Annotated in this window: 11 protein-coding genes and 1 riboswitch; of the genes, 2 read left to right on the top strand and 9 right to left on the bottom strand. The window is 46.1% G+C overall.

What is annotated here, in order from left to right; translation table 11 throughout:
* Positions 1-7 precede the first annotated feature (7 nt).
* A complete protein-coding gene (locus N667_RS0100665) occupies positions 8-379 on the top strand; it encodes an SA1362 family protein (protein ID WP_027407764.1) in 372 nt (123 codons plus the stop codon).
* Positions 380-394: 15 nt separating this feature from the next.
* On the opposite strand, the gene N667_RS0100670 is transcribed toward N667_RS0100665, so the two are convergent.
* From N667_RS0100670 to N667_RS0100695, 6 genes are all read right to left on the bottom strand, one after another.
* Positions 395-1,279, bottom strand: coding sequence for a patatin-like phospholipase family protein (locus N667_RS0100670; protein ID WP_027407765.1), 885 nt, complete (start codon positions 1,277-1,279; stop codon positions 395-397).
* Between the two features lie 89 nt (positions 1,280-1,368).
* On the bottom strand, positions 1,369-1,797 hold the full coding sequence (gene mntR / locus N667_RS0100675) for a transcriptional regulator MntR (RefSeq protein ID WP_027407766.1): 429 nt from the start codon (positions 1,795-1,797) through the stop codon (positions 1,369-1,371).
* Between the two features lie 93 nt (positions 1,798-1,890).
* Positions 1,891-2,916, bottom strand: coding sequence for a spore photoproduct lyase (splB, locus tag N667_RS0100680; protein ID WP_027407767.1), 1,026 nt, complete (start codon positions 2,914-2,916; stop codon positions 1,891-1,893).
* 71 nt (positions 2,917-2,987) lie between these two features.
* A complete protein-coding gene (locus tag N667_RS0100685; RefSeq protein ID WP_027407768.1) occupies positions 2,988-4,013 on the bottom strand; it encodes a DUF2332 domain-containing protein in 1,026 nt (341 codons plus the stop codon).
* Between the two features lie 139 nt (positions 4,014-4,152).
* On the bottom strand, positions 4,153-6,723 hold the full coding sequence (locus tag N667_RS0100690) for a vitamin B12-dependent ribonucleotide reductase (RefSeq protein ID WP_027407769.1): 2,571 nt from the start codon (positions 6,721-6,723) through the stop codon (positions 4,153-4,155).
* A gap of 308 nt (positions 6,724-7,031) precedes the next feature.
* Complete coding sequence (locus N667_RS0100695) at positions 7,032-7,868, bottom strand: biotin/lipoate A/B protein ligase family protein (RefSeq protein ID WP_027407770.1); 837 nt, start codon at positions 7,866-7,868, stop codon at positions 7,032-7,034.
* A gap of 195 nt (positions 7,869-8,063) precedes the next feature.
* On the opposite strand from N667_RS0100695, the gene N667_RS0100700 reads away from it, so the two are divergent.
* Positions 8,064-8,384 (top strand): rhodanese-like domain-containing protein, encoded by a 321-nt coding sequence (locus N667_RS0100700; RefSeq protein ID WP_409978167.1) that lies wholly within the window; start codon positions 8,064-8,066, stop codon positions 8,382-8,384.
* A 55-nt stretch (positions 8,385-8,439) separates the two neighbouring features.
* On the opposite strand, the gene gcvPB is transcribed toward N667_RS0100700, so the two are convergent.
* From gcvPB to gcvT, 3 genes are read right to left on the bottom strand one after another with little or no spacing between them, the layout of a single operon-like run.
* Entirely contained in the window at positions 8,440-9,897 is a 1,458-nt protein-coding gene (gene gcvPB / locus N667_RS0100705; RefSeq protein WP_027407772.1) for an aminomethyl-transferring glycine dehydrogenase subunit GcvPB, read from the bottom strand.
* The gene (gene gcvPA / locus N667_RS0100710) at positions 9,890-11,236 is read right to left on the bottom strand and encodes an aminomethyl-transferring glycine dehydrogenase subunit GcvPA (protein WP_027407773.1); all 1,347 of its coding nucleotides are present in this window, start codon (positions 11,234-11,236) and stop codon (positions 9,890-9,892) included. Before gcvPA ends, gcvPB begins: the two co-directional genes overlap by 8 nt.
* A gap of 18 nt (positions 11,237-11,254) precedes the next feature.
* Positions 11,255-12,349, bottom strand: coding sequence for a glycine cleavage system aminomethyltransferase GcvT (gene gcvT, locus N667_RS0100715; protein ID WP_027407774.1), 1,095 nt, complete (start codon positions 12,347-12,349; stop codon positions 11,255-11,257).
* Between the two features lie 255 nt (positions 12,350-12,604).
* Positions 12,605-12,694, bottom strand: a riboswitch (glycine riboswitch).
* Between the last annotated feature and the right edge of the window lie 84 nt (positions 12,695-12,778).

The raw sequence follows: 12,778 nt of genomic DNA on the forward strand, positions 1-12,778 counted from the left end.
GTGCGTCATGTTTCGTCGCACAATGCATCCGTTGATTGGGATTGTTCTTTTTTTAGGAGCGTTTGGGCTCGTATATACTTTGTTTGCACAGCCGTTGCTGTTTCTAAGACGCATCATTTTTATTGGTCTTGCTGTCGCTATCGTATACGCAATTTATCAATGGGGCTACCGACGGCGCATCAATAAAGAACGCGCCGCCTATTTAAAAGCGGTCAATCAATCAAAAAAAATGCAGGCAATACGAGAGCGAAAGCCGCAAGCGAAAGTATCCCATTCGAAAAAAGGAACGCACCACCGCTTACCGAAAAAACGAACTACATCACATCTAACAGTTATCGAAGGGAAAAAAGGAAAAAAGAAGAATCGAGCTTTATTTTAGCTTGATTCTTCTTTTTTAATATGTCCACTTCTTTAAAAACTGTTCCGTTTTCGTTTTTCCATATTCAATTAAACGATCTCTTTCTTCGCTTGTAATCGCAAACTCGGTGGCAAGTACATTATGAACGGGAATAAAAACGATATTTTTTTCATGGCGGCGAGAAATGTAGCGCGCGTCATGCGCTTCTTTCATTGCGCGAAAGAGCGCCTCATACAATTCAATCGCATTACGAATCTTCTTTTTTGGCCGCTCATTCTGTTTGGCACTCAACTGAATCCCAAGAACCGGTCTCTTTTTAATTTTCTTTTCTTCATCAAATATGAAAAGCGGGAAATTGCTGAGCACTCCCCCATCGACGACGACAAATTTGCCGTTACTTGTGTGCAATTTGGTCGGCTCGAAAAAATAAGGGATGCTAACGCTCATTCGCACCGCCTTTGCTACCGAAAATGTATCGGGATTGATTCCATATTGCGGCAAATCTGTAGGCAGCACGAGAATGCGGCCGCTTGTTACATCGGATGCCACGATATATAAGTGACCCTCCGGCAAATCGGCAAACGTGCGAACCCCTTTTGCTGCCAAGATCTCTTCCATCCATTGTTCCAACACTTTTCCTTTATACAACCCCATTTTCCAGTACAAAATGACCCATTTCATTAATGGAAGAGGAATGATTTCTTTCCGTTTATCAAGCAGTTGCTGTAAGTCTAATCCGTCAATGATCTCAACTATTTGCCTGCTTGTGTAGCCCGCTGCAATCAACGCAGCAATAATCGAGCCTGCGCTCGTCCCGGCAATTCGCTTCAAACGAAGCCCTTTCGCCTCAATCGCTTCATAAGCACCGACTAGCGCAAACCCTTTGACGCCTCCTCCAGAAAACACAATATCGATATCCATACTGCCATCTCCCCTCGCAGCGGTTCTTATATATGTATAAGAGGAGCAGCAAAGTTTTAGTATGGAAAACAAAAAAAGAGTAAGAAAACTTACTCTCCGTTTTGCTCGTTTTGTTTTTGGATGTTGCGAAGTGCCTGAAGACGCACCGGATCTTCCTGAAAATATTGAACTAAATCGCCAATGCGGTCGATTGCATTCCAGCTTAAATGATGTTCAATTCCTTCAACATCGCGGTAAATATTTTCTTCATCAACACCGATCATGCGCATAAATTGCTCAAGCAATTCGTGGCGATATACAAGTCGTTTTCCAATTTTTTTTCCCTTAGCTGTTAATACAAGACCGCGATATTTTTCGTATACTAAATATTCGTCTTTGTCGAGTTTTTGCACCATTTTTGTAACAGAGGAGGGATGAACGGACAATGCCTCGGCAATATCCGATACTCTCGCGTATCCTTTTTCTTCAATTAGAATATAAATTTGTTCGATATAGTCCTCCATGCTTGGTGTCGGCATAATGGTCCCCTCCCATATAACCCATACTTATCTAAAAATAGCAATCAGTATTATTATATCATGGTACGGCGAAATGACAAGAAAAAGGAGGAATTACGTAAAATATTGTATCTCTGCCTCCGGAAAAAATTGCGCAATATAATGTTTCAGCGTCTCCTCAAGCCGTTTTGCATCATCATCTTGATACACGTATTTGCCGATTCCGTATCGTCCCCATTTATATTTTCGTTTGCTTTCATCCAAATCGAGCTTCGTTTTCGGATAACGCTTTTGAATGACCGCCTTGGCTGGTTTCGTGAACCGATGCTGGATTAACTCGAATGTTAAATCGGGTGTATTCACCCCTGCAAGCTGTTCAGATAACCGCTCGAATAACTCCAAATATCCTTCTTCCCATCCGTCATGCATGTAAATCGGCGCGACGATAAAACCGAGCGGGTAGCCAGCGTGCGCCACTTTTCGCGCTGCTTCAAGGCGTGCTTCAAACGAAGATGTTCCCGGTTCAAAATGTTTAATCACATAACGTGAATTGACGCTGAAGCGAAAGCGCGTTTTTCCGTTATGTTTCGCATCAAGCAGATGGTCGACGTGCTCATATTTCGTGACAAAGCGAAGCCGTCCGTATTCAGTCGCTCCAATAAATTCGATCGCTTTTTTTAATGAATGAGTTAAGTGATCAATGCCGACAATATCGGACGTACAAGCGGCCTCAAAACGGGTAATTTCCGGTGCGCGCTCATCGATGTACTTTTTCGCTTGGGAAAAAATTTCATCGAGATTGACGTATACACGAATATAAGGCTTGCTTCCGAGCGTCGTTTGCAAATAACAATAATGGCAATGCCCCATACACCCTGTCGCAAGGGGGATGGCGTATTCTGCCGATGGCTTGGACGTATCAAACTTTAATGTGCGCCTAATGCCGACAACGAGCGTTGATTTCGCGTTTCGGTACCGCTGCAACTCCGTTTCCCCAGGAATGCCGCGCACTTGGTTATGCGATGTCGTTTCGCGAATTTCAATGTTCATCTTTTCGAATTTCTGTTTCAATTCTTGACCGAGCGGATAATTTAGCGCCTCGGGCTCAAAATAGACGAGCTGCGGAATAAATGGCTTCACGTTGCTGCCTCCTCCCGTTCGTATTTCCCTTTTAGTATGGACGAGTGAGGCTCATATGTTATTGGGAATTTTTATCGCAGCTCCCAGCAAAACCAGCGGCCATGCCCATCGGTTTCAGCGACAACGCGAGCATATTTCTTGCGATCAATAAAATAATCAAGCTGGAGTCTCCAATCGTTTATATTGTTGTATAAATGAAACACATCGCGTTTTTTCCCGATTGCATCAATGTGCTCTAGCAGCTTTCGTTTCGCGTCTTCAGGCATTTGATTGGCAACATGGGTGTGAAAAATGCATAAAGCCGTATCGGACGGAACCGCAGCGGCAATGCTCGGGAGCAAAGCGATGCCGTCTCCTTCATGCAAGCGAACGGGAACATCTTGCAAGCATTGCGCCGCCTTTTGAAACAGTTCGCGCCGCTCTGTATGCTCCGGCCAAATAAGCGCCTGCATCCATAGCTGATCTTCCTCGTTCTGCAAATCATTGACATGCAAATCGATGCCGATTCGCTCGGCAACGGGAGGGCTTTCCGCAAGCAAATACGGCATATGACCGCCACGAATTTCCGAGGCAATGAATACAGAAGAATGCGGATTTCCGTATGTTTTATGCGAGCCGTAACTATACTTGTAACGGTCCCACGCAAGCTGCAATCCTGCGCTCGTACCGATTTCAATCAGTGACAACGGCTTTTTTGCTAAACGGTAAATCCAACAAAAACTTGGATACAAATACCCACAGCGCCGCACCTCGTTCGTCTGCACGAGCTTCTCTGTTAATAGAACGGTTATTTCATCGCGATAAAGAAAGCAAAAATCGCGAAAATGCGGAAACGCCTGTTGCGGCGCCCGCGGTGCTTTCGTGAGGCTTGCGTAAAACTCGCGCAGTTCATGGTCGTATCCTTTTGATAACAAATAATGAACGGCGCCAAATAACAAATTCGGCACGGGCTGGCCGCTTCGTGCCGCTGAAGCGAGACGAAGCAGTTCCTCGTCTTGGGCAATAGCAAGCGAAAGCTGTTCATACAAGTCGCTTGAGCCGCGGCATTCACGCACTGCAAAACGGCGAAACCGTTCGGCAATGTGCTCTAAATTCATCGCATTCCCTCCTGTCGTATTTTTTTCGATTTTCACCTAATCGGTTTCAATAAGCCTTATTATTGCATTCAGTATTTTTTTACATCTTCCTTCCCATCAAAACAAAAAAGGAACGGGACATTCCCGTTCCTTTTCGTCATTACAGACCGCACTTTAACTGTGCACCGCAACTTGTGCATGTGTTGCAGCCGCCGATTTCTTCGACCGTTCCTTCGCGGCATACCGGACAAATGTTGCCGACTTCCGAGCCGATCGTTACATCGGTCGCGCGCAAATCTTGGATCGTATCAATTAATACAACAGCGCGTTTCGCTTCTTTTTCTTCTTCCGGAATTAATTCCAACTGCTCTTCAAACGTATTTTCTTCCGCTTTCAATGTCAATACTTGCGCATCGCGGCTGCCGTCAACATAGACCGTGCCGCCCTTCGCGCCGCCGCGCCATAAGCGCTCGTACACTTTTTGCACCTGCTCGACCGTATAGCCGCGCGGCGCGTTGACCGTTTTTGAGAGGCTGGAGTCGACCCAGCGCTGAATGATGCATTGCACATCGGCATGCGCTTCCGGCGGTAAATCCATCGCCGTCACAAACCAATGCGGCAAGTTATTCGGATCGGCCTCTGGATGTTTATTCAAATATTCTTGAACGATATCAGCTTTCACTTCAATAAACTTGCCGAGACGGCCGCTTCGGTAGTAAGAGAAGGAAAAATATGGTTCAAGTCCAGTCGACACGCCAACCATGGTCCCAGTGGATCCCGTCGGAGCCACCGTCAGCAAATGCGAATTGCGAATGCCGTATTTTAAAATGTCTTGGCGAATATCTTCCGGCATCTTTTCCATATAACCCGTGTTAATAAACGCTTCACGCAGTTTCATCGTCTCTTCTTCCGTCTCGCCGACTAAGAACGGGAAGCTGCCTTTTTCTTTCGCCAGTTCAATCGAAGCGCGATATGCCGTCGTCGCGATCGTTTCGAATACTTCATCGACAAGTTGGTTGCCTTCTTCGGAGCCGTACTCTTTCTCGCAATAAATAAGCAAATCGGCCAATCCCATCACGCCGAGGCCGACGCGGCGTTCCCCGAGCGCTTGCTTTTTATTTTCTTCAAGGAAGTACGGTGTCGCGTCAATGACGTTATCTTGCATGCGCACCCCGATTTCCACCGTGCGCTTCAGTTTGTCGTAGTCGACTGTTTTCTTTTCTTTATCGACCATGTTCGCCAAATTCACCGCCGCCAAGTTGCAGACGGAGTATGGTGCGAGTGGTTGTTCACCACACGGATTCGTCGCGACAACTTTTTGTCCGTACGCTCTGGCGTTGGTCATGTCGTTGGCGTTGTCGATAAAGAAAATGCCTGGCTCTGCTGAATAGGTCGCGCAAATGTTGATCAACTTCCACAGTTCACGCGCGCGAATTTTGCGGTACACGCGGACGCGAAAGCCCATTTTCTCCCACTCGCGCACATCGCCGACTTCATGCCATTTTTCGTTGTAAATGCGCATTTCTTCTTCTGAGTATGTCTCCACATCCGGGAAGCGCAATTCGTACTCACGATCTTCTTCGACTGCTTGCATAAACTCTTTCGTAAGGCAGACGGAGATGTTGGCGCCCGTTAAAAAGTCCGGATTGTGCACGCTGTATGTACCGCCTGTGCGCAGCTTTTCTTCCGCCTCTTTAATAATTTTTTCGTTGAAGCCGCCGTATCCCGGCATGTTTTTATAGTTGACGATGCCTTGATACATCGCGCGCTCTTGTTCAGTGAGCGGCGTGAATTTCAGCTTTTCCTTCGCTGCCTTTTGGATGCCTTCATCCTCTGTGTTTTCTAGCAAATAACGCAAAATGCGCGGGTTTTGCATTTTCGAAATAATAAATTCAATAATGTCCGGATGCCAATCGGCTAACATGATCATTTGTGCGCCGCGGCGCGATCCTCCCTGCTCAACAAGGTGGGTGAGTTTCGCGATATCATCAAGCCATGACACCGATCCGGACGATTTGCCGTTGACGCCGCGCGCGAGCGTATTTCTTGGCCGCAGCGTCGAACCGTTCGTGCCGACCCCGCCGCCTCGGCTCATAATTTCCATCACTTGCTTGCGGTGCTCGGAAATGCCTTCACGCGAATCTTTCACAAACGGCATCACATAGCAGTTGAAGTACGTCACGTCTGTTCCGGCGCCCGCTCCGTATAAAACGCGCCCCGCCGGCACAAAGTTTAAGTTCTTTAGCTCTTCATAAAACTTCTCAAACCATTCTTGCCGCTTCTCTTCCGTTTGTTCAACTGCCGCAAGCCCCGTCGCATTCCGCTTTGCGATTTGTTCGTAGAAAATTTCAAGCGGCTTGTCTATCGTATCAAGGGAGCGAACAACAATCCCCGTTTCCGCTTCCTCTCCGTCCAATACGCTGCGATAGTCTTCCTCGACGAGCACTTTCGCTTTTTTCGTCTCCCAATCGATATCCACAATAAATCCTAGGCCGCGCGCTGGAAATTTTGGATCTTCCTTTACTGTTAGCACAACGAAATCGCCGGTGCTCAATGTCAATTTTTCCGTATCTTTAAAAGAGTAGCGATCGAGCATTACTAATCGTGAGACACCTTTATGCGTAATGTTCATCTCTTCGGTAATCGGATGAACTTGCGGAAAAAGGCGAATATCCTCGTTCAGCTTTTCAATATTAATCTTTAATTTGTTTTCCGAAGACGCAACCGTCATTCCCCAATCTCTCCTCTTCATTCTAGTTCTACTTCATCTTTCTGCCTGTAAATTCTGTCTAGATTAAATTACCATATCGGCATAAAAGAAATCAATAAAAAAACAATATATAGTATTATTTTTTTATCGACACATACTATATATTGTGTGTTAGGTCAACTATTTCTCATTTTGTCAAATAAAAAAAACGATAGAAACGCGAGAAAAGAGAAGAAAATCGTTAAAATTTCATCCATTTTAACGATAAACGGAACATTTTGCCGGTTGCCTTTATAGACAAATAGAAAAACGCGGTCCATATGCCGCGTTTATCGTCTAAAGTTCCATTCATCGCTCGCATATTTTTTTTGCGCGAGTTCGTTCACATACTCCACCTCGGCGTCGGACAGCGTATACGGTTCTAAAATGATATCCAATCCTTTTTCAAACCCTTTATAAAACGCTTCTTTCGCCTCTTCGATCGTCACTTTGCGGTCCGTTAACTCGTTGATCGCAACCGCCTTGTTTTTAAAGTTTTGCCGCAGCCGCTCTTTGACCCGCTCGTTTGGATATCTAAACAAACTAAATAACAGGTCTTCATCTAAATCAAGTAAAATCGAGCCGTGCTGCAGAATAACTCCTTTTTGCCGTGTTTGTGCGCTTCCCGCCACTTTTCGCCCTTCTACGACAAGCTCGTACCAAGATGGGGCATCAAAGCAAACAGCCGAGCGTGGATTTTTTAAATCCGCTTTTTCTTCCTCCGTTTTTGGCACCGCAAAATAAGCATCCAAGCCAAGCAAGCGGAAACCTTCTAAAATGCCTTGGGAAATGACGCGGTACGCCTCTGTTACCGTTTGCGGCATATTTGGATGCGCTTCCGACACAATGACGCTATATGTCAGCTCCTTGTCGTGAAGCACGCCGCGTCCGCCCGTCGGTCTGCGAACAAAGCCGAGTCCGTGTTTCTGGACTGCCTCCATGTCAATTTCTTTTTCAACTTTTTGAAAATAACCGATCGAAAGTGTCGGCGGGTTCCAGCCATAAAATCTTATCGTCGGCGGAATTTTTCCTTCGCTATGCCATTCAAGCAATGCTTCGTCTAGCGCCATATTAAACGCTGGAGAACAATCTCCAGAATCAATAAATCGCCATTTTTCTTTTTCCATCTTTCAACCCTTCTTTTCCGTATTTGCGTCTACTAGTTTAACAAACAAAATGAACAAAGAAAAGCGAAAATGCTTTGCGTCACAAGCGTGACATCTATATAATAGAAGTTGTCGAATGTTGAGGGAAAAGGGGGCTTTTTGCTCGTGCAGTGGATATGGATTTTGCTCGGCGCTTTAATCGTCTATTCTGCCACAATGTACTTTATGCAGCGCAGAATGGTGAAACCGCTGACAGAAGAAGAGTTCCGCGCCGGCTACCGCAAAGCGCAGCTTATTGATGTTCGCGAGGCTGATGAATTTGCGGCAGGGCACATTTTAGGGGCGCGCAATATTCCGCTTACGCAACTTCGCATGCGCATGAAAGAATTGCGAAAAGATCAGCCGATTTATTTATACTGCCAAAGCGGTCTCCGCAGCAGCCGCGCTGCGCAAATGCTGTACCGTAAAGGTTATCGCGACCTTTACCACTTAAAAGGCGGCTTTAAAACATGGACAGGAAAAGTGAAGAAAAAATAGTGTCATGACTATGTAAAAAGCGATTCACCCGCATCTGGATGAATCGCTTTTTATTTTACTGCTTTTGATAGCGCAAAATCGGTTTGCGAGCCGCCGTTGTTTCGTCAAGGCGTTTGACAACGGTTGTATGCGGCGCTTCTTGCACCATTTCCGGCGTTTCTTCCGCTTCTTTTGCAATTTGGATCATCGCGTCGATAAACGCATCGAGCGTTTCTTTTGATTCGGTTTCGGTTGGCTCAATCATCATACATTCCTCAACGATCAACGGGAAGTAGATGGTCGGCGGATGATAACCGAAATCAAGCAGACGCTTTGCGATATCGAGCGTGCGCACACCGAGTTTCTTCTGCCGTTTGCCCGACAAGACAAACTCGTGTTTGCAGTGACGGTTATACGGCAAATCGTAATATTCCGCCAAGCGGCGCATCATGTAATTCGCATTTAATACCGCATATTCTGTCACCGCTTTTAAGCCGTCTGGACCCATGGAACGAATATACGTATAAGCTCGCACGTTGATGCCGAAGTTTCCGTAAAACGGCTTCACGCGACCGATTGCCTGCGGTCGATCGTAATCAAAGTAGTAGCCGTTCTCTCCTTTTTCAACGGTCGGTTTTGGCAAGAACGGAATTAAATCCGCTTTGACACCTACTGGGCCTGAACCAGGACCGCCGCCGCCGTGCGGGCCGGTAAATGTTTTGTGGAGATTTAAGTGCACGACATCAAAGCCCATGTCTCCAGGTCTTGCTTTGCTTAATACCGCATTCAAATTGGCGCCGTCATAATACAATTTTCCGCCAGCCCCATGCACAATTTCCGCCATTTCTAAAATATGTTCCTCAAACAATCCAAGCGTGTTCGGATTTGTCAGCATTAATGCCGCCGTGTCCGGACCAACCACTCGTTTTAAATCTTCTAAATCCACAAGTCCCTCTTCTGTCGATTTCACTGTCACTGTTTCAAATCCGGCAACCGTTGCTGAAGCGGGGTTCGTCCCGTGCGCCGTGTCAGGGACAATGACTTTCGTGCGGTTGTAATCGCCGTTGGCTTCATGGTAGGCGCGAATCATCATCAGGCCTGTCCATTCTCCATGTGCTCCTGCCGCCGGTTGTAGCGTGACCGCATCCATTCCGGTGATTTCCTTTAAATGCTCTTGTAGGTCATACATGAGCTCAAGCGCTCCTTGCACCGTCTCTTCCGGCTGAAGCGGGTGAATGTGAGCAAAGCCCGCAAAACGTGCCACATTTTCATTAATTTTCGGATTGTATTTCATCGTACAAGATCCAAGCGGATAAAAGCCGGAGTCTACACCGTGATTGCGTTTCGATAACGCTGTATAATGGCGCATAATATCAAGTTCGGATACTTCCGGAAGCTCTGGCGCTTCTGTGCGAATATAATCGCTAGGAATAACCTCGTCAACGTTCAATGCAGGAACGTCCAATTCCGGTAAGCTATAGCCGATGCGTCCAGGCTTGCTTAATTCAAAAATAAGCGGTTGATCTTTATGCATGACAATCCCCCAATTCCTTCACAAGCGTGTCGATTTCTTCTTTTGTCCGCAACTCTGTGACCGCCACAAGCATATGATTTTCTAATTCGGGATAATCGCGGCCAAGGTCGTAGCCGCCGATGATGCCTTTTTCAAGCAGCTGTTTATTTATTTCTTTTACCGGCTTGTTTAATTTTACGACAAATTCGTTAAAAAACGGACCGGTAAACGGTACAGTGAAGCCGTGTTCAATAAATGCATTTTTAGCGTAATGCGCCTTTTGGACGTTCATCGTCGCCATTTCTTTGACGCCTTTTTTGCCAAGCGCCGTCATCGCGACAGAAGCCGCTAAAGCATTCAACGCTTGGTTCGAGCAAATGTTGGAAGTCGCTTTATCGCGGCGGATGTGCTGTTCGCGCGCCTGCAGCGTCAACACGAAGCCGCGGCGACCGTCTTCATCCGTTGTTTGTCCGACAAGGCGGCCCGGGATTTTCCGCATTAGCGCCGATTTGACGGCAAAATAGCCGCAATGCGGTCCGCCAAATTGTGTTGGAATTCCGAACGGTTGGGCATCGCCTACAACAATATCAGCGCCAAACGCTCCAGGCGGCGTCAATACCCCCAGCGCAAGCGGGTTGCTTGCCACAACGAACATCCCTTTTTGCGCATGAGCAATTGGCTCAATTTCTTTTAACGGTTCAATTTGGCCAAAAAAGTTCGGATACTGTACAATCACGCAGGCAACATCATCGCTCATTTCTTGTTGCAACGCTGCTAAATCCGTCACGCCGTTTTGCAGCGGAATTTCGACAACTTCAAGCCCTGGACCTTTCGCATATGTCTTGACAACATCGCGATATTCCGGATGAACAGCTTTTGATAACAACACTTTTTTCTTTTTCGTATGGGCGGCGCTTAATAAAGCCGCTTCGGCTAACGCTGTTCCGCCGTCGTACATCGACGAGTTTGCTACATCCATTCCCGTTAATTCGCAAATCATCGTTTGGAATTCGAAAATGGCTTGCAACTCTCCTTGGGAAATTTCCGGCTGATATGGCGTATAAGCGGTATAAAATTCTGAGCGTGAAATTACATGGTCAACAACAACCGGGATGTAATGGTCATATACGCCCGCGCCAAGAAAAGAAGTATAGCTCTTAAGATCAGCGTTTTTCGCAGAAAGCGCCATCAATTCCTTCATTAACTCCGGCTCAGATTTCGCTTTTTTAATCCGATACTCTCCCTTAAAGCGCACTCTTTCCGGAATATCAGAGAACAGCTCGTCAATCGATTCAACACCAATCGTTTTCAGCATCTGTTGTTGATCTTCTTCAGTCATCGGCAAATAACGATGAAGCATAATCCTCTCTCCTCTTTTCTATTTTGCACGTTTATAAAACGGTGTAGCGACCACTTTCGCTTTCAAGCGCTTGCCGCGGATATCGACTTCCACCAATGTATCGAGGCTTGCAAATTCCGTCTTAACGAGGGCAAGGCCAATATTTCTCTTCGTCATCGGCGACTGCGTTCCTGTCGTGACAACGCCAATGGATTCGCCATCTGCATATACTTCATATCCGTGGCGCGGGATGCCTTTATCAATCATTTCAATGCCGACAAGTTTACGCGAAGCTCCTTCTTCTTTTTGCTTTTGCAACACGGCTTTTCCGAAAAAGTCCGCTTCCTTGTTCGTTTTCACCGCAAATCCAAGCCCTGCTTCGATCGGTGTAATATCTTTCGACAGTTCTTGTCCATAAAGCGGCAAGCAAGCTTCAAAACGAAGCGTGTCACGTGCGCCAAGCCCGCATGGAAGCACCCCGTCTTCTTTACCTACTTCTAAAATGGCATGCCAAAGCTTGATCGCATCTTCTGCGCGGCAATAAATTTCAAAACCATCTTCGCCAGTATATCCAGTGCGGGATACAAGCGCTTTTACCCCTTGTAAATGAACATCATCTTGGAAGCCGAAAAATTTGAGCGATGATAAATCAATATCGGCGAGTTTCTGCAGAACACTCTCCGCAAGCGGACCTTGTAAAGCAAGCTGCGCTATTTCATCGGAAATGTTCACAAGTTCTACGTCACCGAAAATGTGTTCACGGAGCCAATTAAAATCCTTTTCAATATTTGCAGCATTCACAACGAGAAGATAGTGGTCATCTGCTTTCTTATAAATAAGCAAATCATCGACCGTGCCGCCGTTTTCATAGCACATCAGCGTATATTGCGCCCGGCCGTCTGCTAATTTCGAAACATCGTTTGTCATCATTTTTTGCAAAAAGGCAAGGCTGTCTTTGCCCTTCACTTCGAATTCGCCCATGTGCGATACATCAAATAACCCCGCACGCGTCCGAACCGCTTCGTGCTCTTCTTTAATGCTAGAAAATTGAACAGGCAGTTCCCAACCGCCAAAATCAATTGTTTTTGCGCCATATTCGGCGTACACAGAAAATAAAGGTGTTCGCTTTAACATACAACTCCTCCTGTCTAAAATACATAAAAAGGACAGACGACTCCCTTATAAAGATAGATGGAAGTCTCTGTCCTTTCACCTGAAAGTTTCCCTATGTCAACATAATATAACATATTGATTATCCATTATTTTAGGTCCGCTTGCCGACGATGGCAGAAAAGCGAGCAATAAAACTGTTTTTATTGGATAATCAACACGCAGATAACATAGGTTTCCTCTTGGGTGGTTCACGCCTGTGAACGCTCTCCAGAGCTGCGTCAAACAAGAGTTCTTTTGCCTGAGAGATTCGCGTTGCCGCTTGCTCCTTCGGCGCTACAAATTTGTAGTCTCTCCCCTTGTTCTCATTCGCGAATATATAATTTTGAAAAAAATGGTCAAACTAAATGATAGACAAAACAGCAGAGCAATTTTTTTAACTTTCTAATTTAT

Source organism: Anoxybacillus tepidamans PS2, assembly GCF_000620165.1.
GTDB lineage: Bacteria > Bacillota > Bacilli > Bacillales > Anoxybacillaceae > Anoxybacteroides > Anoxybacteroides tepidamans_A.

Bases quoted from the DNA above. Each gene is read 5' to 3' on its own strand.
- mntR (WP_027407766.1), bottom strand. From the start codon at position 1,797: ATGCCGACACCAAGCATGGAGGACTATATCGAACAAATTTATATTCTA.
- N667_RS0100700 (WP_409978167.1), top strand. From the start codon at position 8,064: ATGTACTTTATGCAGCGCAGAATGGTGAAACCGCTGACAGAAGAAGAG.
- N667_RS0100690 (WP_027407769.1), bottom strand. From the start codon at position 6,723: ATGACGGTTGCGTCTTCGGAAAACAAATTAAAGATTAATATTGAAAAG.
- gcvPB (WP_027407772.1), bottom strand. From the start codon at position 9,897: ATGCATAAAGATCAACCGCTTATTTTTGAATTAAGCAAGCCTGGACGC.
- N667_RS0100685 (WP_027407768.1), bottom strand. From the start codon at position 4,013: ATGAATTTAGAGCACATTGCCGAACGGTTTCGCCGTTTTGCAGTGCGT.
- gcvT (WP_027407774.1), bottom strand. From the start codon at position 12,349: ATGTTAAAGCGAACACCTTTATTTTCTGTGTACGCCGAATATGGCGCA.
- N667_RS0100695 (WP_027407770.1), bottom strand. From the start codon at position 7,868: ATGGAAAAAGAAAAATGGCGATTTATTGATTCTGGAGATTGTTCTCCA.
- N667_RS0100665 (WP_027407764.1), top strand. From the start codon at position 8: ATGTTTCGTCGCACAATGCATCCGTTGATTGGGATTGTTCTTTTTTTA.
- N667_RS0100670 (WP_027407765.1), bottom strand. From the start codon at position 1,279: ATGGATATCGATATTGTGTTTTCTGGAGGAGGCGTCAAAGGGTTTGCG.
- gcvPA (WP_027407773.1), bottom strand. From the start codon at position 11,236: ATGCTTCATCGTTATTTGCCGATGACTGAAGAAGATCAACAACAGATG.